The organism is Vibrio sp. QJM3NY_39 (assembly GCF_057785895.1).
The window spans coordinates 2,390,565-2,415,517 of record NZ_CM173505.1 but is presented as its reverse complement, the minus strand read 5'-3'; the positions used below and the strand labels follow the sequence as shown (position 1 = coordinate 2,415,517).

Genomic DNA, 24,953 nt, shown 5'->3' with positions numbered 1-24,953 from the left:
GCTACTCTCTTGTTTAACACTTGGTTCTTGATTTCATTTGCTGCGACAGTTGTGTCTGCCAGCTTCTGGCCTGTGATGCCACATTGGGTTTGGGCATCATTGATGCTGTTGTTACTGCTAGCATCAACAAAGTATAGCGTTTTCCGGAGTGCAAGAGGTCTAGCAACAGCATTGATACTAGTTATCTGCCTAGGGAATGCGATTGAAATACAAACGAGTCGCTTATTTCAATCAGGGCAGAATACTACCATAAATGCTTCGGTTGTTAGCCTTTTTAGTGAAAATAGCCACGGTTTTGAAAGCGTAATAGTAGCCAGATCAATTGGCGGCGAAAAATTAATCTTTCCCCAATTGATAAAATTGCGTTTGTTTACTCCTTTTAAGTTGACGCTCGGGGATGATGTCTACTTATCGGCCTCAATAAAACCAGTGTGGGGTAAACTCAATGAAGCAGGCTTTGATCTAGAAAAGTATTTGTTTAGCACCGGTGTGGTTGCCAATGCAACTTACAGGGCCGATACCAAATATCGAATTCACACCAATACCAACATGCGGTCTCATTGGTTTGAAAACCGTCTTGAAAGGTTAAGTGAGTTAGCAAATCAAGACCTCATTATGGCTTTGAGTTTTGGTTATCGAGACCTTATCCATCCTCAGCGTTGGGATTTGCTTAAAAGCAGTGGTTTGATTCACTTGATGGCTATCTCGGGGCTACATATTGGGATTGCCTTTGGTATCGGCTATCAGGTAGGAAAGATATTCAGGTTACTCTCACCTTCATTTCTTTGGTTTCCCACAATATTCGGTCTCGGCTTAGCCTATTTCTACAGTTGGTTTGCTGGATTCACGCTGCCAACCTTGAGAGCTTTAGTGATGTGTATTATCGCGAGCTATTTCTTGTGGCGTGGGCAAAATATCAGTGTGCTTCGGTATGTCGTCTTAAGCCTGTGCGTGGTTCTGCTGATTTGGCCGTTTTCAGCATTGTCGAGCAGCTTTTGGCTATCCTTTGGTGCGTTGGGTGCCGTTATTTATATCGCCTCGAATAGTCGGCCATCATCTTCAAACGCCACTTTTATCGATCGAGGGCTGCAGCTCATCAAGATTCAGCTGATGCTGACATTTCTTATTGCTCCCTTTTCGATACTGTTTTTCAAAGGGGTGAGTTTAGTATCAGTTCTCTACAACTTGATCCTTTTGCCTTGGGTATCAATGGTGACGATCCCGCTACTGTTTCTTGCGATGTTACTGAGCTTAATATTGGAGTCAGTGCCGGAGGTGATTAGTTTAACAGCGTTAAGCAATGGTTTTTCTGAACAGCTATGGATGTTGGTCGACTTGTCGCTTGATCCTCTCGTATTTAGCCTTCCTTTCTCTGAACGATTTTGGATTCAAGTTGATAATCACACTATGGCGTTGTCTGTATTCCTCATCTTATTTTTCGGGTTCGTCAGTCGATACCTCAAACGAACACTATCAATATTGGTCATTGCAGTGTTTGTACTGTGGTGGGAGTTCGGTAAGCAGCAAAATAAATTAACAATCGATATCTTGGATGTTGGGCATGGGTTGTCTTTAGTTTTGGAAAATAACAATCAGGTCGTTGTTTACGATCTCGGCAACGCGTGGCAGGGAGGTTCGATTGTTGAATCCTTGCTGATTCCCACCTTGAATCAGAGAGGAGTTCATGAGGTGGAAGGTGTGATAGTGAGTCATTTCGATTCTGACCATGCTGGTGGCTATCCGGCGTTACTTGAAAATTACAATCCTAAGTGGATAAGAGCCAGTCAGAACATCAATCAGCAAACACAATCGACTGTTCAAGTTCAGTCGAATATCCGAACATGTACTTTTGGAGAGGTGTGGAACTGGCAGGGTCTAGAGTTTGAGGTTTTATGGCCACCTCAAAGAGTAAAGAGGGCGTACAACCCACATTCGTGTGTGGTCAGGATTTTTGAGCCCAATTCTGAGTTCTCGATGTTGCTCACTGGTGATATTGAACGGGTAAGTGAGTGGCTACTTGCTCGTGAAGGTCAGCGGCTCAAGAGCGACGTGATGCTTGTCCCGCATCATGGTAGTAATTCGTCGTCGATTAAGCCGTTTATTGAGGCAGTTTCACCTCAATTAGCAATCGCTTCTTTGGCCAAAGGTAATCAGTGGGGAATGCCCAGCAAATCTGTGATTGAACGTTATCATGAAACGGGTAGTGCTTGGCTTGATACCGGAGAAAGCGGACAAATAACCATCACTATTAGTAAGGAAGGTTGGAAATATCATACGATTAGAGAACAACAAGGCAGGCAGTGGTATAGGCAGATGCTTCGTAAGGGAGTAGAATAGATAGATTATTGTGAGAAAATTAAGCGATTCTATGTCAACACAAACAGATGAAACTACCTGGGTCACATTTAAAAGACTTTGGACTTATATTCGACTGTATAAGGCCGGCCTTGGTGTTGCGGTTATTGCGCTTATTATAAATGCCGTCTCTGATACCTATATGATTTCTTTACTGAAGCCTCTACTTGATGAAGGCTTTGGTAACGCTGAATCAGACTTCTTACGCACGCTCCCTATTATTATCTTTGCCATGATGTTCATTCGTGGTGTGAGTGGCTTCGTTTCAACCTATTGCTTAAGCTGGGTTTCTGGCAATGTGGTCATGGAAATTCGCCGTAAGATCTTTAGCCACTTTATGCACATGCCTGTTTCTTTCTTTGATAAAGAGCAGACGGGCGCACTGCTATCTCGAATTACTTACGATTCAGAACAAGTATCTGCTGCGACCAGTAAAGCTTTGGTGAGCATCGTGCGTGAAGGTGCCAGCATCATTGGCTTGCTGACGCTGATGTTCTGGAATAGCTGGCAGTTATCTTTAGTTCTATTTGCTGTCGCTCCTTTTGTTGCGTGGGCAATTAGTATTGTATCAAAGCGATTCAGAAAAATTTCTAAGAACATGCAAACCAGCATGGGACATGTTGCTTCTTCAGCAGAACAAATGCTGAAAGGTCATAAAGTGGTTCTAACTTACGGTGGTCAAGAGCTAGAAAGAGGCCGTTTTGATACGGTTAGCAACCAGATGCGCCAACAAAGTATGAAGCTGGTGACGGCTCAAGCTGCCGCTAACCCAATTATTCAGATGATTGCCTCTATCGCGATTGTTGTTGTTCTTTATCTCGCGAGTGTTGATTCAATTAAAGCTGAGCTAACAGCAGGTACGTTTACCGTTGTGTTCTCCGCGATGTTTGGCTTACTACGCCCCCTGAAAGCCTTAACCAATGTAACGTCTGAATTCCAACGCGGTATGGCAGCGAGTACGACCCTATTTGGTTTGATGGATCTAGATACGGAACAAAATAAAGGTACGTTGAAGCCTGAAACCGTAGCGGGTGAAGTCGAAGTAAAAGATGTGACATTTACTTACCAAGGTGCTGAGAAACCAGCGCTTGATAAGGTCAGTTTTAATATACCGAAAGGCAAGACCGTTGCACTTGTCGGCCGATCAGGTTCGGGCAAGAGTACCATTGCTAATCTGTTTACTCGTTTTTATGACGTAGATTCAGGCTCTATCGAACTTGATGGACATGATATTCGTGATTACGAATTGAGAAATCTACGTGAGCACTTTGCACTTGTTTCTCAAAATGTACACCTGTTTAACGATACGGTAGCCAACAACATTGCTTACGCAGCAGAAGCTAAATATTCTCGCGAACAAATCGAACACGCGGCTAAGCTTGCTCATGCTACTGAATTTATCGAAGGCATGGAAAACGGCATTGATACGATTGTTGGTGAGAATGGGGCAAGCCTATCTGGCGGCCAAAGACAACGTATCGCTATTGCAAGAGCGTTGTTAAGAGAGGCTCCAGTATTGATTCTTGATGAAGCTACATCGGCTTTGGATACTGAATCAGAGAGAGCGATCCAATCTGCGTTAGAAGAGCTGCAAAAGGACAAGACAGTATTGGTTATCGCACACCGACTCTCTACTATTGAACAAGCCGATGAGATCTTAGTGGTTGATGATGGTCGTATTGTAGAAAGAGGTGCACACGCGGAGCTAATTGCGCATGATGGCGCTTATGCGCAACTACACCGAATTCAGTTCAGCGGATAAGATTAGGTCTTGTTGTGATCGAAAAGATTTGGTTTAACAATCATCCGTTAAAATACCTTCTTTGGCCGCTACTGTGGCCATTGAGTCTGCTTTTCAAAATGATCAGCGGTCAACGACGTGACGCCTATCTATCCGGTAAAAAAGAGACCTACCGTCCGCCCTTACCAGTAATTGTTGTTGGTAACATAACAGCTGGAGGCAATGGAAAAACGCCTGTCGTGATTTGGTTAGTTGAAATGCTTCAAGCTCATGGCTTTAAGCCCGGAGTCGTTTCTCGAGGCTACGGAGCTAAAGCACCAAGCTACCCATTAGTGTTGGACGAAAATACACCAGCTGAGCATTCAGGTGATGAGCCTCGTTTGATTCGCAAACGGACTGGTGCGCCTGTCGCAGTCGATCCTGTGCGTGCAAACGCGGTGAAAGCTTTATTGAACGAAGGTGTTAATGTCATTATCACTGATGACGGCCTTCAGCATTATGCACTTGAACGCGATATTGAGTTTGCGGTTATCGATGGTGCGAGACGCTTTGGTAGTGAATGCCTCATTCCTTTGGGTCCATTAAGAGAGCCAGTATCTCGTTTAGATGACGTAGACTTTTTGGTTAACAATGGCGGTGAAGTGCAGGGGCGGGAATTCTCTATGTCTTTGCGACCAAGCCAAGCCGTTAACCTAAAGACTGGTCAGAAAATATCGGTAGCAGAACTACAGAAGTTGGTCGCTTTTGCTGGTATTGGTCATCCGCCACGCTTTTTTAAAACATTGGAAGATCTTGATGGTGATGTGGTTTTCACACAGGGCTTCGCCGACCATCAAGATTTTGATAAAGATGAACTTCATGCCTTAGCTAAGAAAGGTATGAATCTGATTATGACAGAAAAAGACGCTGTAAAATGCGAAGAATATGCTCAAGATAACTGGTGGTATCTTCCAGTTTCTGCGCAGTTTGATGAAGATTCGCAACAGCAAATTTTAAAAAGAATAAAAGAGGTTATGGAATACTATGGATCACCGTCTACTTGAGATCGTTGCTTGCCCTGTATGTAAAGGTAAACTAACTTTTGACAAAGATAAGCAAGAGCTTGTTTGTAAAATTGATCGCCTTGCTTACCCAATTAAAGAGGGTATTCCTGTTCTTTTAGAACCTGAAGCTCGCACCGTTTCAATGGATGAGGGTAAGTAATGTCTTATACGGTTGTTATACCTGCGAGATACCAATCGAGCCGTTTACCTGGGAAGCCGCTTGCTGACATTGGTGGAAAGCCGATGATTCAATGGGTATACGAACAGTCAATGAAAGCGGGTGCCGATAACGTTATTATCGCTACCGACGACGCTCGAGTTGAAAAAGCGGCTAAAGCATTTGGCGCGACCGTTTGTATGACATCTCCGAATCATGAATCGGGCACTGAACGCCTAGCTGAAGTGATTGAAGTTATGAAGATTCCTGATGATCATATTATCGTGAATGTTCAAGGTGATGAGCCACTTATTCCACCTGCGATCATTAATCAGGTTGCTAACAATCTTGCGAACAGTACAGCTCCGATGGCAACACTCGGTGTGGAAATTACTCATGCTGATGAAGTGTTTAATCCTAACGCTGTAAAAGTTGTGACGGACAAAGATGGGTATGCCCTGTACTTTAGCCGAGCTACTATTCCTTGGGATCGCGATGCTTACGCGAACAACGGTACAGCAGCGGAATCTCCACTGCTTCGTCACATTGGTATCTACGCTTATCGTGCGGGTTTTATCAATACCTATATCAATTGGGAACCAAGTACCCTTGAGCGTATTGAGTGCCTAGAGCAGTTACGTGTACTTTGGTATGGTGAAAAAATCCATGTGGCAGTTGCAGAAGAGGCGCCTGCTGCTGGTGTTGATACGCCTGAAGACTTAGAAGCGGTTCGAGCTATTATTGGCTAAGCTTCTTTGAGCTACTACTTCTTCTTTGCTCTACAAAATGCAAATTCATGAGCCTTGCTAGTTGCGAGGCTTTTTTCTACCTATCGAAAAGTGCGCTATCGAAAAGCGCGTGTGTGTCTTATTGACCTAAGCAAACGGATATTGGGCTGGTTGCATTGGTTTATGCATCATCAACTCGGAATTATCTGAGATTTACCTCGCTCGACTTCCAATTTTTCTCTATAATATGCCGCCTATAAAGTAGTGGCGAATCGCTAGTACAGAATAAAACTTACGACAAAACGTGGAGTAAAAGATGCCTTCTCAAAGCCCAGTGATTACGGTTGATGGACCAAGTGGTGCAGGTAAAGGTACCCTGTGTATGTTGCTAGCAGATAAGCTAGGCTTTCATCTTCTAGACTCAGGCGCGATCTATCGAGTATTGGCTTTAGCGGCAATTCACCATGGTGTGGATACTGAATCAGAAGATGCTTTAGTACCGCTTGCGACACACTTAGACGTGCAGTTTATTGCTGAAGGCGACTTAGTTAAGGTTATCCTAGAAGGTGAAGATGTGTCTGGTGAACTTCGCAAAGAAGAAACTGGCATGGCAGCTTCAAAAGTAGCAGCTTTACCTCGCGTTCGTGAAGCACTGCTTCGTCGTCAACGCGCATTCAGCGCGGCACCTGGTTTGGTTGCTGATGGCCGTGACATGGGAACGGTTGTGTTCCCTGAAGCTGAAGTGAAAATATTTTTAGATGCAAGTGCTGAAGAGCGTGCGAGTCGCCGCCTTAAACAGTTGCAACAGAAGGGGTTAGATGTTAAATTTGACGACCTTTTGAGCGAGATCCAAGAGCGAGACGATCGAGATCGTAATCGCCCAGTGGCGCCACTTCGCCCTGCAGAGGATGCTCTAGTGCTTGATTCCACCTCAATGAATATTGAGCAGGTAGTAGAAAAAGCACTACACTATATTGAATCGAAACTGGCTGGGTAATTTCGCCGAGCTAGTACGAACGTTGGTCGCAAGGATGATGACCGGCGAATTTATCAACCCCATGCGGTAGGATACCCATGGACGTTTAATTATTGAAGATTAAATAATGACTGAATCTTTTGCTCAACTCTTTGAAGAGTTTCTATCTGAAACTGAATTCCAACAAGGCAGCATCGTTAAAGGTACTGTAGTAGCTATCGAGAACGGTTTCGTTCTTGTAGATGCTGGTCTTAAGTCTGAATCTGCTATCCCTGCTGAACAATTCAAGAACGCTGCTGGCGAACTTGAAGTTGAAGTTGGTGCTGAAGTAGACGTAGCTCTAGACGCTGTTGAAGATGGTTTCGGTGAGACTCAACTTTCTCGTGAGAAAGCTAAGCGTCATGAAGCTTGGATCGTACTTGAGAAAGCTTGTGAAGAAGCTGAAACTGTTGTTGGTATCATCAACGGTAAAGTTAAAGGCGGTTTCACTGTTGAACTTAACGGTATCCGTGCTTTCCTTCCTGGTTCTCTAGTAGACGTACGTCCTATCCGTGACACTGCTCACCTAGAAAACAAAGAGCTAGAGTTCAAAGTAATCAAGCTAGACCAGAAGCGTAACAACGTTGTTGTTTCTCGTCGTGCTGTTATCGAATCTGAAAACAGTGTTGAGCGTGACGAACTTCTTGAAACTCTACAAGAAGGTACTGAAGTTAAAGGTATCGTTAAGAACCTTACTGACTACGGTGCATTCGTTGATCTTGGCGGTGTTGACGGTCTTCTACATATCACAGATATGGCTTGGAAGCGTGTTAAGCACCCATCAGAGATCGTTAACGTTGGTGACGAAATCCTAGTTAAAGTCCTTAAGTTCGATCGTGAGCGCACTCGTGTTTCACTAGGTCTTAAGCAACTTGGCGAAGATCCATGGGTAGCAATCGCTAAGCGTTACCCAGAAGGTCACAAACTTTCTGGTCGTGTTACGAACCTAACTGACTACGGCTGCTTCGTTGAAATCGAAGAAGGCGTTGAAGGTCTAGTACACGTTTCTGAAATGGATTGGACTAACAAGAACATCCACCCTTCTAAAGTTGTTAATGTTGGCGACGAAGTTGAGGTTATGGTTCTTGATATCGACGAAGAACGTCGTCGTATCTCTTTAGGTCTGAAACAGTGTAAAGCTAACCCATGGCAGTCATTTGCAGAAATGCAAGCTAAGGGCGACAAAGTTACTGGTAAGATCAAGTCTATCACTGACTTTGGTATCTTCATCGGTCTAGAAGGCGGTATCGACGGTCTTGTACACCTATCTGACATTTCTTGGAACGCTGCCGGCGAAGAAGCTGTACGTGAATACAAGAAAGGCGACGAAATCTCTGCTGTTGTTCTAGCAGTAGATGCAGAGCGTGAGCGTATTTCTCTTGGCGTTAAGCAAATGGAAAACGACCCGTTCAACGCATACGTTGCTGACAACAAGAAAGGTGTTCTTGTAAACGGTACTGTAACTGCAGTTGACGCGAAAGGCGCTACTATCGAGCTAATCGAAGGCGTTGAGGGTTACCTACGCGCTTCTGAAGTTTCTCGTGACCGTATCGAAGATGCATCTCTAATCCTAAGCGTTGGCGACAGCGTTGAAGCGAAGTTCACTGGTGTAGACCGTAAGAACCGCGTAATCAACCTATCTATCAAAGCTAAAGATGAAGCTGATGAGCAAGAAGCAATGGCTTCACTGAACAAGTCTGATGAAGGCGCGTTCGGTAACGCAATGGCAGACGCATTCAAAGCTGCTAAAGGCGAATAATAGCTTCTCATTAAGAGAATTATAGCTATATAGCCAAGAAAGGAGCCGCAAGGCTCCTTTTTTTTTGCTTATTTTTCCGATAGGTCTATAATTTCTAAAAAGAAAACCAACGAGGGTAACTATGACTAAGTCTGAATTGATTGAAAGACTGTGCGCTGAGCAAACGCACCTTTCTGCAAAAGAAATTGAAGACGCTGTAAAAGACATTTTAGAGCACATGGCTTCAACACTAGAAAGTGGTGACCGAATCGAAATTCGCGGTTTTGGCAGTTTTTCTCTGCATTTCCGTGAACCTCGTGTTGGACGTAATCCTAAAACTGGTGACAAGGTTGAGTTGGAAGGCAAATACGTTCCTCACTTTAAACCAGGTAAAGAGCTACGCGAACGAGTAAACTCAGGACTGTAGACTACTTATCGGAATTAAGAAAAGCGGCATACTATAATGTATGCCGCTTTTTTATGACCATAATATGGTGGTCTGATTAGTAATTTTCCTGCATAATCGTACAGCTAACTAACCAATGAGTGATGAACTATGAAAATTATAAAAATAGTCGCTGTTATCGCACTTTTCCTAATTGCACTGGCTTTAGGCTCTCAAAACCAAACAAGTGTGAATTTCAACTATCTGCTAGCGCAAGGTGATTTCCACCTATCAAGCTTATTAGGTGTTGTCTTTGTTTCAGGTTTTGGTCTTGCTTGGTTAGTCTTCGGCAATATGCACATGCGATCTCAACTGAGAATTCATCGTTTGAAGAAACAACTCAATAAGCAATCAAAGCAGGTAGCTGCTGATACCAAAGCTTAAAGGTCTTATTTGATGTTAGAGTTACTGTTCTTGCTCTTACCTATTGCCGCTGCTTACGGTTGGTATATGGGTAATCGTAATGCTCAGCAAGAAAAACAGAAACAATCACACCAGATTTCCCGTCAATACGTGACGGGTTTGAACCTATTACTGTCAGATCAGTCTGACAAAGCGGTTGATCACTTCATTGAACTCCTTCAAGTCGACAATGAAACCATCGATACTCACTTAGCTTTGGGCAACTTGTTCCGCTCTAGAGGTGAAGTCGACCGTGCTATTCGTATCCACCAAAATCTTATCTCTCGTTCGGGGCTTACTCTCGATCAGAAAAACCTCGCACTACAACAATTAGCTAAAGATTATATGGTCTCTGGCTTTCTTGATCGCGCCGAAAAAATCTTTGAACAGCTTGTTGAAGAACCCGATCACAAAGAGGGTGCTCTACAGCAGTTGGTTGCTATTTATCAACAAACTCGAGAGTGGAACAAGGCTATTCATTACGGAAATATCCTAGTTAAGCTCGGTAAGAAGAAAATGAAGATGCGCGCGACCGTTGCACATTTCTGGTGTGAACTTGCGATGCAAGAGCAAGCCGATGGTAATCGCTCTAAAGCGCTTCAGCATTTCAAAAAGGCACTTTCTGAAGACCCTAAATGTGTTCGTGCTAGCATTGCTCTAGGCAAGTTCCACTTAGCGAACGAAGACTACCAAAAGACAATCGATTGTTTGGAGTCGGTACTCGAGCAAGATATCGACTTTATTAGTGAGGTGTTGCCAACCCTTGCTGAGTGTTACCACAAGCTTGGGCAAGAGGCTCAATTGGTCGAGTTCCTTAAAGCTTGTATTCAGAATAAAGCTGGTGTATCCGCTGAACTGATGCTCGCTCAATTGGTTGCTCACCATGAAGATGTTGGTTCTGCTCAAGAGCTACTAACAAAGCAGCTAGTCAAAAATCCAACCATGAAGGGTTTTTATCGATTAATCGATTATCACCTAGCGGAAGCAGAAGAAGGTCGTGCGAAAGACAGCTTAACCACACTTCAATCTATGGTTGGTGAACAACTTAAGGTTAAGCCTCATTATCGTTGTCGTCAGTGTGGTTTCTCAACACACTCAATGTATTGGCACTGCCCTTCATGTAAGGGGTGGGGAACGATCAAGCCTATTCGTGGGCTTGATGGTGAATAGATTTGTGGTCATTTTAAGACCAAATTATTAATTGCAGCTTTCGGGCTGCATTTTTATGACTGTTATTTATGGCCTGATTGGTATAAATATTTTGTAGAAAGTTAACTGCGTTAGGAGATGAAATGAACGACCAAAAAATCATTGTAGCATTGGATTATGATAACCAAGCGGATGCGTTAGCCTTTGTTGATCGTATTGACCCAGCATCTTGCCGTCTAAAAGTGGGCAAAGAGATGTTTACCTTGTTTGGTCCTGAATTTGTTCGTGAATTGCATAAACGTGGTTTCTCAGTATTTTTGGATCTTAAATTCCACGACATCCCAAACACATGTTCAAAAGCTGTGAGAGCTGCCGCAGAACTAGGCGTTTGGATGGTGAACGTACATGCAAGTGGTGGTGAGCGCATGATGACGGCGTCTCGCGAAATTTTGGAACCGTATGGTAAAGATCGTCCATTGCTAATTGGCGTGACAGTACTGACCAGTATGGAGCAATCTGACTTGGCGGGTATTGGTTTGGATCTTGAGCCACAGCAGCAGGTGATGCGCTTGGCATCTCTGACTAAAAACTCAGGCTTAGACGGCGTTGTATGTTCGGCACAAGAGGCTTCTTTACTGAAAGGTGCACTTGGCCAAGAGTTCAAGCTAGTAACTCCTGGTATTCGTCCTGTAGGTGCTGATGTTGGTGACCAGAAGAGAATCATGACGCCTTCTAAAGCGATTGAGTCAGGTTCTGACTACCTTGTTATCGGTCGCCCTATCACTCAAGCGATAGACCCTGCCGCTGTACTTGCAGAGATCAACGGTACGCTAGCTTAGGTTTGCATCAGAAAGCTATTCGAATAAGAAGGCCAGCAAATTGCTGGCCTTCTTATTTGTGTTCGAGGCCTTTTCATTTGTGTACGAGGCATTGAATTGGTCTGGACTTGAGTTATCTTGTCTAGTCTAAACCGGAGCGCCGCTATGGAACTTAAAGTCGCTGTCTTCTGAAGTGATAAGTTCCGCTTCCACTTGCGCGAAATGAGCAATACGCTCTGAGATATCTTTCCCTGCGATCTGCTCTGCTAACTCAAGGTAATCTTGGTAATGACGAGCCTCTGAGCGAAGCAGAGACACGTAAAACTTCTCCATATCTTCTTCCAAGAATGGAGCTAATTTAGCGAAACGCTCACAAGAGCGAGCTTCGATAAATGCACCGATGATGAGCTTATCAACTAGAGCATCGGGTTCGTAAGTTTTGACTTGCTTGATTAAACCCTTTGCGTAGCGACCCGCTTCAATCGGTTGGTAAGTGACGCCTTTCTTAACCATCAATTCCATGACTTGGTAGAAATGATGCAGCTCTTCTTTGATCAGCAATACCATTTTATCGATCAGGTCAGCGCCGTAATTACAGCCTTCTTTCGCTGTAATTTGCTTTGATACGTTGCTTTTACCACGCAGAGACTCTAAGTCTCCGATACGACGGTAAGCAAATTGCTCGTAGGGCAAAATCCATTCATTCAGTTGCTTTGCGCTTTCTTTATCAACTGCGTACTTGCGGATAAGGAACAAAGCACTCTGTGCCGCCTTAAGCTCACAAAGCATGTGATCGCGTAGAATGATGTGAAGGTTTTCAGGCTTTTTGGCTTCATCGATCCATGAATCTGGCGTTTCAGCTTTAAGAAAAGAGTGGATTGGAGCTAATAATTCTTGATACATGGTCAGGGCAAGTTTGTTGATAATGCGGGATTTTATCACAGCTCAAGAGATCTCCCTATACAGAGAAAGGAAATTCAACAGCTACAAAAAAGGCCGCTAATTTAATGTAAATAAGCGGCCTTTAAGTATTGCGTTATACAGTTACCATTTCTTTTTCTGACCGAAGAGGGCGTCCATGTCTTCGTCACGCTCTTTAGATTCAATCTGTTGTAAATCTTGCGCGTTTTTATCTTGGCGCTTCTGATCAAGATCGTTAAGCATCTGCTGAAGCTTTTCTTTCGCTTGAGTAGAGTATGAATCGTTCTTAGTTGCTAATGCGTCGATACCTTTACGCAGTAACTGAATTGCTGTGCCTGGCTGTCCGCGAGAAATCGAGTCGTTTGCACGCTTGATAACATTTTCGATGTTGATGCGAATTTGAATCGTCTCTAAACGAGCGTTTTCAACCACATAAGCCTGAGTCTCGAAGCGGCCTTTATTGTGCTCGTTACGGACCGTATCACGTAGGCGCTTAACTAGCTTCAGCATCATGATCGCTTGTTTGTCACTGCTTGGAACGCGGAAGGTAGTACTTTCACCACCTTGGTAGTTCTCTTTAAGCTGAGTGATTTGTTGTTTTACGCTTTCAATACGTTGGGCAAGCTGCTTGTTTTTGGGATCGAGCTGATACATGTTTTCTAACGCATCAAGAATTCGATTGTTTAAGCATATAAGAAGATCTTGGCTAAACGGCATGTGATGAGCATTGCCAATCAACTCTTCTGTTCCGTCAATAATGGTTAGATAACGAGAAGCTTCCTGTTTCTTCGCTGTTTCTACCTTAACTTTGTATTGAAGCATGATGTTGTAGCCTAAAACCAACACCAAAAGAACGGCGACTAAGGCGATTATTAAACCAATATTCATATATTTGTGTCTGCTTGTTGTTTTCTATAGCTAACTTGAGAGGATACACGATTCCATTGTGTATCGGCACTCGTAAATTGCAATTTCTGATTATCTCTTGTTGAGCACAATCGGCAATCAAAACTTACCAACTAATGTATGAGAATGAGGTGTGGGTTGCAAAGCGTCAGTGATGTTTTTGTTTGTTAAGCTAGAAAAACTCATTATTTCTGTCATTTTGGTTCTCGAAGCGTTATAACTATTAATTATATTACACGAGACTATAAAGCTCTATTTGCAAATAAGTTAGCGCAGAAATGAGTAAAGGATTACGAGGTTAGATATGAAGTTACAGCAACTGAAGTACATTGTTGAGGTTCTAAACCATAACCTAAATGTTTCAGCGACAGCAGAGAGTTTGTATACATCTCAGCCCGGCATTAGTAAGCAAGTTAGGTTACTTGAAGACGAGCTAGGCATTCAGATTTTTGAACGTAGCGGTAAGCATTTAACTCAGGTTACACAAGCCGGTGAGGATATCATTCGTATCTCTCAAGAGATTTTGGCACGTGTAGAGAGTATTAAAGCAGTAGCGGGTGAGCACACTCATCCTGAGATGGGCACATTGAATATTTCAACCACTCATACTCAAGCTCGTTATGCGCTCCCTGATGTGATTAAAGGTTTCACGGCACGTTATCCAAAAGTGTCGCTTCACATGCACCAAGGTACACCAAGCCAGATGTCAGAAGCGGTTGCTAAAGGGACTGCGAACTTTGCGATTGCAACGGAAGCGCTGCACCTTTATCAAGATGCAATTATGCTGCCTTGTTATCACTGGAACCGTTCAATCGTCGTAACTAAAGATCATCCACTTGCGCAAAAACGAACTATCTCGATTGAAGATCTTGCTGCTTATTCTCTCGTGACTTATGTATTTGGTTTTACTGGCCGTTCTGAGCTTGATACTGCATTCAACAAAGTAGGATTAACACCGCGAGTTGTGTTTACCGCGACGGATGCAGACGTAATTAAAACTTATGTTCGTATGGGGATCGGAGTTGGTGTAATCGCGAGTATGGCGATTGACCACGAGCAAGATACTGATTTGGTTGCTATTGATGCGAGCCACCTATTTGGTGCTAGCACCACAAGCATTGGCTTTAGAAAAGGCACTTTCCTGCGTTCTTACATGTTTGATTTTATGGAGCGTTTTGCACCACACTTAACTCGTCCTGTGGTTGAACAAGCTATTTCTTTGAAATCGAATGAAGAAATCGAAGAGATGTTTAAAGATATCGACCTACCTGTTCGCTAAGGGTCATAGTCTTACCTAGATTCCTAATTCGGCCTGTTTACAGGCCGTTTTCATTTAAGCTCATTTGTGGTTTGCTTGCTGGTAGGTTGTCTTTATACAACCTCAATTTGTAACCTTCCTTTCCATTTTAGCCTCTTACCCCTACAATCCTCGCATCATAGGGGGAAGCATGCATTCACGATTTACAATACTCGACTCATTCTTGTTAGAGCACCAAGTTTATTGGCGTTCGGAGCCTTTTCATCTATGCCAAACTCACCATCAACCATGGAAAGATGTGAATCGTCCACTTGTCGATTGGTTAGAAGGTTTGAGTATTGAGCGCATTCAAACGTTAAAAGAGCAGCCTCCGCTTTTGGTCGAGGAACTGACTCGCTTCCTCCCTCGATTAGATGCTGCTAACCAAAATATCCAGTTTGATAATGCGGCTTTGATTGGATTAGACCTCCCACGTGGTACTGCTGATGGTATTCCCGGCAGAAAGCTGCAACAAATCGTGGCGATGGGAGAGGCTTCATTAGATCACCATCACGGTAAAGAGTGGCTTGAATGGTGCTCTGGCAAAGGCTTTCTCGGTCGAATCTTATCTCAGCAGTCAGATCAAAAGGTCACTAGCTTTGAGTGGCAACAGTCACTGTGTGAAAGTGGGCAAAAGATTGCAGATGCTCAACATCTAGATATGAGCTTTGTTCAAGGTGACGCGTTTTCAAAAGATGCAGATCGGGTGTTTAACTCAAATCAACATGCTGTTGCTCTTCATGCTTGTGGCGACCTTCATGTTGAACTAGTGAAGAAATCTGTTTCACATGGGCTTCCTGCAGTGACCATTTCTCCTTGCTGCTACCATCTTATTCGTGGTGAAAACTACCAAGCCATGTCTTCCGTCGCGAAAAGCTCTGCATTAGCCCTAAGTAAAAGTGATTTAAGAATCCCGCTTCAAGAAACCGTCACTGGTGGTGAAAGAGTAAAGAGACATCGCCAACTAGAGATGAGTTATCGTTTGGGCTTCAGCAAACTGCTCAAAGCTGAACGTCATATCGACGAATACATTCCAGTGCCAAGCATGAAGAAATCAGAGCTATCTAAGGGTTTTGAATCATTCTGCCGCTGGGCATCTGAAGTAAAAAAAATTTCGCTGGGTTCAGATATTGATTTTGACTCTTATTTGGTTCAGGGCGAAGCGCTTTTCTGGGAAATGGAGAAGTTGAGCTTAGTACAACAAGTCTTTAGACGCCCATTGGAGATATGGTTGGCCTTAGATCGTGCCATCTATCTGCAAGAACAAGGCTATGAAGCTTCGATTGAAGAGTTTTGTGAACGCAGTATTACGCCAAGAAACCTATTGATTCATGGGGTTAAAGTCGAGCGTTATCAGTAAACAGAACTGTTGCGTGTTTTACGATTTAAACTCATAAAAGCAAAGCAAAGTCATAAATGAAAAATGAAGCTATAAATACAAGACAAAGCTATAAATGTAAAAAAGCCAGCGCGACATAATGTCGTACTGGCTTTTTGTTTAATGCGTATGAGTTAACTGAACGCTTCAACGAGAAGGTTATTGCGTTCAGTTAGCCATTACATCATTAGTTAAACATCGCGATTGCTTCTGCAGGCGCTACGTATTCTAGGTCAAAGCTTTCAGCAACTTCTTTACAAGTTACTTTACCGTGAATAACGTTAAGACCTTCTAGGAAGCCTTCATCAGATAGAAGTGCTTCGCGGTAGCCTTTGTTCGCTAGCTTAACAATGTAAGGAAGTGTTGCATTGTTTAGCGCGTAAGTTGAAGTACGAGCAACGGCACCTGGCATGTTAGCAACACAGTAGTGAACTACGTCATCAACAATGTAAGTTGGATCTGCGTGAGTGGTTGCGTGTGAAGTTTCGAAACAACCACCTTGGTCGATTGCAACGTCAACAACAGCTGAACCTGGCTTCATCTTAGCGATGTGATCTTTTGTAACCAATTTAGGCGCTGCTGCACCTGGGATCAGTACTGCACCAATCACTAGGTCTGCTTCTAGAACATGCTTCTCGATAGCGTCTTCAGTAGAATAAACCACTTTTGCGCGACCTTGGAATTCTTCATCAAGACGACGAAGCGTATCTACGTTGCGATCAAGAATGGTTACGTCTGCGCGAAGGCCAACAGCCATACGTGCTGCGTTAGCACCCACAACACCGCCGCCAACAACAACAACTTTCGCTGGTTCAACACCAGGAACGCCGCCAAGAAGAAGGCCACAACCACCGTTAGATTTTTCTAGTGTTTGTGCACCTGCTTGAATAGACATGCGACCAGCGACTTCAGACATTGGTGCTAATAGTGGCAAGCGACCCATATTATCTGTTACAGTCTCATAGGCTACGCAGACAGCTTTGCTCTTGATTAGCTCTTCCGTTTGTGGAAAATCTGGTGCAAGGTGTAAATAGGTAAATAATATTTGCCCTTCACGAAGCATAGCTCGCTCGACAGCTTGAGGTTCTTTAACCTTTACAATCATCTCTGCTTTCGCGAAAACGTCAGCAGCAGTAGGAAGAATGGATGCGCCTACAGCGATGTAATCATCGTCTGAAAAACCGATACCAGTACCGGCATTGGTTTCAACAAAAACTTGGTGGCTATGTGAGATTAGTTCTCTCACGCTAGCTGGGGTCATACCAACGCGGTATTCGTGGTTCTTGATTTCCTTCGGTACGCCAATGATCATCCTGACTCCTCATTATATTATGGTTGTTTTATCTATGTGTAGGGTAATTCTGTCGAATTAATATCTAGTATAGATAGGTTTAGATAGAATTTGATACCGAATATTAAAAAGTTGTAGTATATTTTTTTGCAAGGAAGTAATAAGGTGGAATAAAAAATGGCAGACAATTATAAGAAGCCGTCCAAGGAACTAGATCGTATTGACCGCAACATTCTTAATGAGTTGCAAAAAGACGGTCGTATCTCAAACGTTGAACTCTCAAAACGAGTAGGACTTTCTCCCACTCCATGTCTTGAGCGTGTTCGTCGTTTAGAACGTCAAGGTTACATTACTGGGTACACAGCGTTGCTGAACCCACAGTATCTTGATGCTTCACTTTTAGTGTTTGTTGAAATTACGTTGAACCGTGGTGCTCCAGATGTGTTCGAACAATTCAACACCGCTGTGCAGAAACTGGATGACATCCAAGAGTGTCATTTAGTGTCGGGTGATTTTGACTATCTTCTAAAAACACGTGTATCGGATATGGGTGCTTACCGTAAGCTACTGGGTGATACGTTACTTCGTCTACCGGGCGTAAACGACACTCGAACTTACGTTGTAATGGAAGAAGTGAAACAAACCAATCAACTTGTGATTAAAACTCGTTAATCACAATTGGTGAAATGAAAGAAAGCGGACATTTGTTCCGCTTTCTTGCTTTCTGGAATTGGGTTTTTCTGTTTGATATGGTTAAATCAACAGTAGTTTCATTGAAACGGGCGGCTTTGGTCGCTCGAGATGTTTTATTCCGTTTAATTATTAAGTTGGTTTATGTTCAAGCAGAGCAGTAATAAAGTAGAAACAATCATTAAAACGAGTGAAGAGCCTCAGTCTCCTCGTTTGAATGGTTCTCAACGTCTAAAAGAGTGCAGCCTGATTATGGGTGTTCTCTTCTCTATTCTACTTGCCGTTGCGTTATTAACTTTTAGTCCTGCAGACCCATCATGGTCGCAAACGGCGTGGGGTGGTGACATTCAAAATGCGGGTGGCTACCTAGGTGCATGGTTGGCGGATACGCTTTTCTTTGTGTTTGGTTCTTTGGCTTACCCTTTACCTATCTTGGTAACGGTTGCTGCGTGGGTATTATTCCGTAAACGTAATGAAGACGAGCAGATCGATTTCATGCTGTGGGGTACTCGCTTACTTGGCCTTACGGTCCTTATTCTTACTAGTTGCGGTCTAGCCGATATCAACTTTGACGACATTTGGTACTTTTCGTCAGGTGGCGTCGTGGGTGACGTACTAACAAGCCTTGCGCTTCCCACGTTAAATGTTCTCGGTAGTACGCTAGTTCTTCTTTTCTTATGGGGAGCTGGCTTGACGCTATTAACCGGAATTTCTTGGTTAAGTATTGTGGAATGGCTAGGCGAATGTGCCATTAAATTTTTCACATCTGCTGTTAATAAGGCTCGTGGCCAAGATCAAGAGCTACTTGAGCCTGAATTGAAAGAATCGACAGACAGAGATTCTCTAACGGAACGTCATCAAAAGCCGACTTTCCGTGATGTCCCTGCGTTAGAAGATAATCTTATCGAAGGTAAGGCTATAGAAGGGTATAAAGAAGCAGAACAAGATCAGCTCGACCCTGCGATGAGTTTCTCTGCGACCAACGACTCTTCAGACACTGGCGTAAATGCGTTGGACAACAGTGCAACGTCGAAGCGTCATTACAATATTCATATGCCAGTAGAGGCTCCAGCTAAGCCAGAGGTTTCTACTTATGAAGCACCGCAAGTTCAACCTGAAATTCAACCAGAGCAACCTATCTCTGTCGCTCCTGTTTACCACGCGCCAGAAGAACCTTTAGAAGAAGGTATTGAGCGCTCGAAGCAGTTGAATGCGACGATAGAGCAGCTAGAAAATGCCGCTATGTATGAAGATGATCTTGCTGAGCAAGATCAGACTGATGCTCACGAATCTCAGGCTGCGTACCAACAATACATGCAGAACGACCAACCAGAAGTTGTCCCTACTGATATTGGCCTTGAAAGTGCTGAGTCAGCAGTCGATAGCACTTTAGAAGTTGATCGCACTCCAGAAGTTGAGAGCGAATTCGATACGGAAGATGTTCAACCTGAATCGTTATACGCTTCGCCAATGGGCGAACTAGAAGAAGCAAGTGAAAACGATTTCTCAGTACAAGCATCACCGTTTGATGTGGCTGAAGAACAAAGTTATGAACAGTCTATAGAGTTCGAGTCCGTATCGACTGAAGAAGATAATGCAGAGCAACCTGAGTCTTTAGTTAACCAACAAAATAATTCAGAATTTGAGCAATCAAACGAACAAACTCAAGAGCCAACGGTTGATCTTCCTTGGGAACAAGTAATCGAAGAAGAGCCTCAGCACGAAGATCAAGATGTAGCAGCCTTCCAAAGCCTTGTCTCTGAAGCACAAGCGAACATGGCAGCGACACAAAACCCGTTCCTGGTACAGCAAGATGTTAACTTACCGAAACCGGCCGAACCATTGCCAACGCTTGAGTTGTTGTTCCACCCTGAAAAACGCGAAACCTTTATTGACCGCGATGCGCTAGAGGCGATCGCTCGTCTTGTTGAATCGAAGCTAGCGGACTACAAGATTAAAGCTGATGTGGTTGATATTTTCCCTGGTCCTGTCATCACTCGATTCGAACTCGATCTGGCTCCGGGCGTCAAAGTAAGCCGTATTTCTGGCCTTTCTATGGACTTAGCTCGTTCGCTTTCTGCATTGGCAGTGCGTGTCGTCGAGGTAATACCGGGTAAACCTTATGTCGGTTTAGAATTGCCGAACATGAGCCGTCAAACCGTATTCTTCTCCGATGTGGTGGGTAGCCCTCAGTTCCAAGAAGCGAAGTCCCCAACGACCGTTGTTCTAGGGCAAGATATTGCTGGTGAAGCGGTTATTGCTGACCTATCGAAGATGCCACATGTTCTGGTTGCAGGTACAACCGGTTCTGGTAAGTCTGTCGGTGTAAACGTGATGATATTGAGTATGCTTTACAAGGCATCACCAGAAGATGTTCGCTTCATCATGATCGACCCGAAAATGTTGGAATTATCTATCTATGAAGGTATTCCACATCTGTTGTCTGAAGTTGTGACTGACATGAAAGATGCATCTAACGCCCTTCGTTGGTGTGTAGGTGAAATGGAACGTCGTTACAAACTGATGTCGGCTCTAGGTGTTCGTAACATCAAAGGCTACAACGACAAATTGAAGATGGCCGCGGAAGCGGGTCACCCAATCCATGACCCACTATGGAAGCCGGGCGACAGCATGGACCCTGAAGCACCATTGTTGGAAAAACTGCCTTATATTGTGGTTGTCGTCGATGAATTCGCTGATTTAATTATGGTAGTCGGTAAGAAAGTGGAAGAACTGATTGCACGTTTGGCGCAGAAAGCGCGTGCGGCTGGTGTTCACTTGATCTTAGCCACTCAGCGTCCTTCGGTGGATGTTATTACTGGTCTTATTAAAGCAAACATCCCAACACGTGTTGCCTTTACGGTATCAACCAAAACGGATTCAAGAACTATTCTTGATCAAGGTGGTGCAGAATCATTATTGGGTATGGGTGATATGTTGTACTTACCACCGGGTTCAAGCCACACAACTCGTGTACACGGTGCGTTTGCATCTGATGATGATGTACACGCGGTAGTGAACAACTGGAAAGCACGCGGTAAGCCAAACTATATTGAAGAGATTACGAACGGCGACCAAACCCCGGAAACACTGTTACCGGGTGAGAAGATGGAAGGCGATGAAGAAGTCGATCCACTGTTTGATCAAGTGGTAGAACACGTTGTCCATTCACGTCGTGGTTCAGTTTCTGGCGTGCAACGTCGATTCAAGATTGGCTACAACCGCGCGGCACGAATTGTTGAGCAGCTTGAAGCTCAAGGCATTGTGAGTACTCCGGGCCATAACGGTAACCGTGAAGTCTTAGCGCCAGCGCCACCAAAAGATTAGTTCCATTCGGAACTCATAACTATTAAGTCGGTCAAATCGAAAATATGACCGACTTATGTTCTAACAGGATTATTGATGAAAAAAGTATTCGCACTTTTATTTATGAGCTTTTCAGTATTGGCTTCTCCGAAAGAAGAACTGAGTAGCCGCTTGTCATTGAATGCAGGTTTTAGCGCCGACTTTAAACAAGTCGTGACTAGCCCTGATGGTGATGTTGTGATGGAAGGCGAGGGCACGGTTGAGATTGCACGCCCAAGCTTATTCCGTTGGGAAACGACTTTCCCTGATGAAAACGTGTTGGTATCCGATGGTCAAAGTTTGTGGTACTACAGCCCGTTCATTGAGCAGGTTAGTATTTACTGGCAAGAGCAAGCAACATCACAAACACCTTTTGTCTTGCTGACTCGTAACCAAGAAAGCGATTGGGACAACTACAATGTCGCACAAACGGGTAACCAATTTACGCTAACGTCAACAGCTGTGGATTCTAATCAGGGCGATTTCCAGATTAAGATCACTGAAAAGGGCATTGTTCAGGGTTTTAATGTGATTGAGCAAGACGGTCAGAAAGGTGAGTTTACCTTTAGCAATGTTGACTTAGGTAAACCTGCAGCAGACCGCTTTACTTTTGTGGCACCGGAAGGTGTCGAGGTCGACGACCAAAGAAACTGATCTAATGAAGCAGATCATTTGGTAGTACGTCGATAGGCACAGATGCCATCAACGAATCAAGAGATTGCAATTGAGTAATTACAGCTTAGATTTTGCGGGGGACGAAGATTTTCGTCCCCTTGCTGCTCGTATGAGACCTGAAACTGTCGAACAGTACATCGGTCAGCAGCATATATTAGGCCCAGGTAAACCACTTCGTAGAGCGTTGGAAGCGGGCCATATTCACTCGATGATTTTATGGGGGCCTCCGGGCACCGGTAAAACCACGTTAGCCGAAGTAGCAGCAAACTATGCCAATGCTGAAGTTGAGCGCGTATCGGCGGTAACTTCGGGCGTAAAAGACATTCGTATCGCGATTGAAAAAGCGCGTGAAAACAAACAAGCAGGGCGTAGAACGATTCTATTTGTGGACGAAGTCCATCGCTTTAACAAAAGTCAGCAAGATGCGTTCTTACCTCATATCGAAGATGGCACGGTTACGTTTATCGGCGCGACCACAGAAAATCCATCCTTTGAATTGAACAACGCTTTGTTGTCACGTGCGCGTGTTTACAAGCTGACTTCGCTTAATACCGATGATATTTCTCTCGTCATTCGCCAGGCTATTGAAGATAAACAGCGCGGTCTGGGTGATGTGACGGCTGATTTTGCTGATAACGTCTTAGATCGCCTCGCTGAACTGGTCAACGGTGACGCACGTATGTCGCTCAACTATCTTGAGCTGCTGTATGACATGGCAGAAGACAACGACAAAGGCGAGAAAGCGATAACGTTACAGTTGCTGGCTGAGGTAGCAGGGGAGAAAGTCGCTCGCTTTGATAATAAGGGCGATATTTGGTACGACTTGATCTCCGCTGTTCACAAATCGATTCGCGGTTCAAACCCTGATGCAGCGTTGTATTGGTCAGCAAGAATGATTGCTGCGGGTTGTGATCCTTTGTATATCGTAAGACGTTTGCTGGCGATTGCTTCTGAAGATATTGGCAACGCTGACCCAAGAGCAATGCAGGTCGCAATGTCCGCTTGGGACTGCTTCACTCGAATTGGTCCTGCCGAAGGGGAGCGTGCTATTGCACAGGCGGTTGTTTATCTCGCGTGTGCACCAAAGAGTAACGCCGTTTACACCGCTTGGAAGCAAGCGTTAACGGATGCACACAATCTGCCTGAGTATGAAGTTCCTCATCACTTACGAAATGCACCCACAACTTTGATGAAGGACATGGGCTACGGGCAAGAATACCGTTATGCTCATGACGAACCTGGTGCCTACGCAGCTGGCGAAAAGTATTTGCCCCCTGAAATGGGAGAGAAGCAATACTATTTCCCAACAAAACGAGGCTTAGAGACTAAAATTGGCGAGAAGCTAGATTATCTGGCGGATTTGGACGCAAAAAGCCCACAAAAACGCTATGAAAAGTAGTCTTTTTTGGATATCGTTACCTAGTCATAAAAATTCAATTAAATCGTTTGAAATTGGTCGAAATAGCACCAATTTTAGGGGTTTAGCAGTGATTCAGTAGCAATCTACTGAATATTCAAATAACTAAAGCATAGGATTAGCAATGCTGGATTCTAAATTACTTCGAGCTGAGCTGGATGAAACAGCGGCAAAATTAGCACGTCGAGGCTTCACCCTTGATGTAGAGACAATTCGTGAACTTGAAGAAAAACGTAAGTCCCTTCAGATGAAAACTGAAGAGCTGCAAGCGTTACGTAACTCTCGATCGAAGTCCATTGGTCAAGCGAAAGCAAAAGGCGACCATGAAGAAGCTGAGCGTATCCTTGCTGAAGTAGGCAACTTAGGCGCAGAACTAGACCAAGCTAAAGTAACATTGGCTGAGCTTCAATCTGAGCTAGAAACGATCACAATGTCGATTCCTAACCTACCTGACGCAGAAGTGCCAGACGGTAAAGATGAAGACGACAACGTAGAAGTTTCTCGTTGGGGTCAACCTAAGACTTACGACTTCGAAGTGAAAGATCATGTAGATCTTGGCGAAATGTCTGGCGGTCTTGATTTTGCTAGCGCAGTTAAAATTTCTGGTTCTCGTTTCATCGTGATGAAAGGCAAATTCGCACGTCTACACCGTGCTATTGCTCAGTTCATGCTGGACCTTCACACTGATGAACACGGCTACACAGAAATGTACGTACCGTACCTAGTGAACCACGATAGCCTATACGGTACTGGTCAACTTCCTAAGTTCGGCGAAGACTTGTTCCACACAAGCCCGCTAACTGAGCAAGTAAGTGATGTACCTCTTAAGACGCTATCGCTTATCCCTACTGCAGAAGTACCGGTAACGAACATGGTTCGTGACACGATTACTGATGAAGCTGAACTGCCACTTAAGATGACAGCTCACACCCCATGTTTCCGTTCTGAAGCGGGTTCTTACGGTCGTGACACTCGTGGTCTTATCCGTATGCACCAATTCGACAAAGTTGAATTAGTACAAATTACTAAGCCAGAAGACTCAATGGCAGCGCTTGAAGAGCTAACAGGTCACGCTGAGACAGTACTTCAACTTCTAGAGCTTCCTTACCGTAAAGTGATTTTATGTACTGGTGACATGGGCTTCGGCTCTGCGAAAACTTACGACTTAGAAGTATGGGTTCCAGCACAAGAGACTTACCGTGAAATCTCTTCTTGTTCAAACATGTGGGATTTCCAAGCGCGTCGTATGCAAGCTCGTTTCCGCCGTAAAGGCGAGAAGAAACCTGAACTTGTACACACACTAAACGGTTCTGGTCTTGCTGTTGGTCGTACTATGGTTGCTATTCTTGAGAACAACCAAGAAGCAGATGGCCGTATTGCTATCCCAACAGTACTTCAACCATACATGGGCGGCGTAACGCACATCGGTTAATTCGATATGG

21 protein-coding genes are annotated in these 24,953 nt (G+C 44.1%); 18 read left to right on the top strand and 3 right to left on the bottom strand.

From position 1 onward, the window contains the following. Window positions 1-9: 9 nt before the first annotated feature. The 11 genes from AC3CHU_RS10670 (at window position 10) to pyrF (ending at window position 11,612) form a co-directional block, all read left to right on the top strand. Window positions 10-2,337: a DNA internalization-related competence protein ComEC/Rec2 gene (locus tag AC3CHU_RS10670; RefSeq protein WP_488524518.1), complete on the top strand. Its 2,328-nt coding sequence runs from the start codon at window positions 10-12 to the stop codon at window positions 2,335-2,337. 31 nt (window positions 2,338-2,368) lie between these two features. After that, window positions 2,369-4,117: a lipid A ABC transporter ATP-binding protein/permease MsbA gene (gene msbA / locus AC3CHU_RS10665; RefSeq protein WP_237290707.1), complete on the top strand. Its 1,749-nt coding sequence runs from the start codon at window positions 2,369-2,371 to the stop codon at window positions 4,115-4,117. A 14-nt stretch (window positions 4,118-4,131) separates the two neighbouring features. Continuing rightward, entirely contained in the window at window positions 4,132-5,139 is a 1,008-nt protein-coding gene (gene lpxK / locus AC3CHU_RS10660; protein WP_488524517.1) for a tetraacyldisaccharide 4'-kinase, read from the top strand. Next, window positions 5,120-5,299 (top strand): Trm112 family protein, encoded by a 180-nt coding sequence (locus tag AC3CHU_RS10655; protein WP_004736429.1) that lies wholly within the window; start codon window positions 5,120-5,122, stop codon window positions 5,297-5,299. Before lpxK ends, AC3CHU_RS10655 begins: the two co-directional genes overlap by 20 nt. Then, a complete protein-coding gene (gene kdsB, locus AC3CHU_RS10650) occupies window positions 5,299-6,045 on the top strand; it encodes a 3-deoxy-manno-octulosonate cytidylyltransferase (protein WP_004736427.1) in 747 nt (248 codons plus the stop codon). The genes AC3CHU_RS10655 and kdsB overlap by 1 nt, the downstream gene beginning before the upstream one ends. 295 nt (window positions 6,046-6,340) lie before the next feature. Further along, window positions 6,341-7,021: a (d)CMP kinase gene (gene cmk / locus AC3CHU_RS10645; RefSeq protein ID WP_488524516.1), complete on the top strand. Its 681-nt coding sequence runs from the start codon at window positions 6,341-6,343 to the stop codon at window positions 7,019-7,021. Window positions 7,022-7,127: 106 nt separating this feature from the next. After that, window positions 7,128-8,798 carry a 30S ribosomal protein S1 gene (gene rpsA, locus AC3CHU_RS10640; RefSeq protein ID WP_017057038.1) on the top strand — a complete coding sequence of 557 codons (1,671 nt, stop codon included), beginning with the start codon at window positions 7,128-7,130 and terminating at the stop codon, window positions 8,796-8,798. 121 nt (window positions 8,799-8,919) lie between these two features. Then, complete coding sequence (gene ihfB, locus AC3CHU_RS10635; RefSeq protein WP_017073307.1) at window positions 8,920-9,204, top strand: integration host factor subunit beta; 285 nt, start codon at window positions 8,920-8,922, stop codon at window positions 9,202-9,204. Window positions 9,205-9,333: 129 nt separating this feature from the next. Next, the gene (locus AC3CHU_RS10630) at window positions 9,334-9,606 is read left to right on the top strand and encodes a LapA family protein (protein WP_004734544.1); all 273 of its coding nucleotides are present in this window, start codon (window positions 9,334-9,336) and stop codon (window positions 9,604-9,606) included. 12 nt (window positions 9,607-9,618) lie between these two features. Further along, window positions 9,619-10,794: a lipopolysaccharide assembly protein LapB gene (lapB, locus tag AC3CHU_RS10625; RefSeq protein WP_004734543.1), complete on the top strand. Its 1,176-nt coding sequence runs from the start codon at window positions 9,619-9,621 to the stop codon at window positions 10,792-10,794. 122 nt (window positions 10,795-10,916) lie between these two features. Continuing rightward, window positions 10,917-11,612, top strand: a complete 696-nt coding sequence (gene pyrF / locus AC3CHU_RS10620; RefSeq protein ID WP_017078954.1) for an orotidine-5'-phosphate decarboxylase — start codon at window positions 10,917-10,919, stop codon at window positions 11,610-11,612. Between the two features lie 126 nt (window positions 11,613-11,738). Here pyrF and miaE read toward each other — a convergent pair whose 3' ends face one another. Together miaE and AC3CHU_RS10610 are read right to left on the bottom strand one after the other, a co-directional pair. Further along, window positions 11,739-12,533, bottom strand: a complete 795-nt coding sequence (gene miaE, locus AC3CHU_RS10615; RefSeq protein ID WP_012604394.1) for a tRNA isopentenyl-2-thiomethyl-A-37 hydroxylase MiaE — start codon at window positions 12,531-12,533, stop codon at window positions 11,739-11,741. A 102-nt stretch (window positions 12,534-12,635) separates the two neighbouring features. Then, window positions 12,636-13,400, bottom strand: coding sequence for a hypothetical protein (locus tag AC3CHU_RS10610; RefSeq protein ID WP_004734562.1), 765 nt, complete (start codon window positions 13,398-13,400; stop codon window positions 12,636-12,638). Window positions 13,401-13,722: 322 nt separating this feature from the next. On the opposite strand from AC3CHU_RS10610, the gene cysB reads away from it, so the two are divergent. Both cysB and AC3CHU_RS10600 read left to right on the top strand, forming a co-directional pair. Continuing rightward, a complete protein-coding gene (gene cysB / locus AC3CHU_RS10605) occupies window positions 13,723-14,697 on the top strand; it encodes an HTH-type transcriptional regulator CysB (RefSeq protein ID WP_004734561.1) in 975 nt (324 codons plus the stop codon). A gap of 169 nt (window positions 14,698-14,866) precedes the next feature. Beyond that, the gene (locus AC3CHU_RS10600; protein ID WP_488524515.1) at window positions 14,867-16,075 is read left to right on the top strand and encodes a methyltransferase; all 1,209 of its coding nucleotides are present in this window, start codon (window positions 14,867-14,869) and stop codon (window positions 16,073-16,075) included. 205 nt (window positions 16,076-16,280) lie between these two features. Here AC3CHU_RS10600 and ald read toward each other — a convergent pair whose 3' ends face one another. After that, the gene (gene ald / locus AC3CHU_RS10595; RefSeq protein WP_017107652.1) at window positions 16,281-17,405 is read right to left on the bottom strand and encodes an alanine dehydrogenase; all 1,125 of its coding nucleotides are present in this window, start codon (window positions 17,403-17,405) and stop codon (window positions 16,281-16,283) included. Window positions 17,406-17,561: 156 nt separating this feature from the next. On the opposite strand from ald, the gene lrp reads away from it, so the two are divergent. The 5 genes from lrp to serS all read left to right on the top strand — a co-directional run bounded on the left by lrp (window position 17,562) and on the right by serS (window position 24,943). Beyond that, complete coding sequence (gene lrp / locus AC3CHU_RS10590) at window positions 17,562-18,056, top strand: leucine-responsive transcriptional regulator Lrp (RefSeq protein WP_004734558.1); 495 nt, start codon at window positions 17,562-17,564, stop codon at window positions 18,054-18,056. 162 nt (window positions 18,057-18,218) lie between these two features. After that, on the top strand, window positions 18,219-21,401 hold the full coding sequence (locus tag AC3CHU_RS10585; protein WP_488524514.1) for a DNA translocase FtsK 4TM domain-containing protein: 3,183 nt from the start codon (window positions 18,219-18,221) through the stop codon (window positions 21,399-21,401). A gap of 75 nt (window positions 21,402-21,476) precedes the next feature. Beyond that, entirely contained in the window at window positions 21,477-22,073 is a 597-nt protein-coding gene (gene lolA / locus AC3CHU_RS10580; RefSeq protein WP_488524513.1) for an outer membrane lipoprotein periplasmic chaperone LolA, read from the top strand. Window positions 22,074-22,137: 64 nt separating this feature from the next. Next, window positions 22,138-23,493: a replication-associated recombination protein A gene (locus AC3CHU_RS10575; protein WP_241907509.1), complete on the top strand. Its 1,356-nt coding sequence runs from the start codon at window positions 22,138-22,140 to the stop codon at window positions 23,491-23,493. A 142-nt stretch (window positions 23,494-23,635) separates the two neighbouring features. Further along, complete coding sequence (serS, locus tag AC3CHU_RS10570; RefSeq protein ID WP_488524512.1) at window positions 23,636-24,943, top strand: serine--tRNA ligase; 1,308 nt, start codon at window positions 23,636-23,638, stop codon at window positions 24,941-24,943. Window positions 24,944-24,953: the final 10 nt, after the last annotated feature.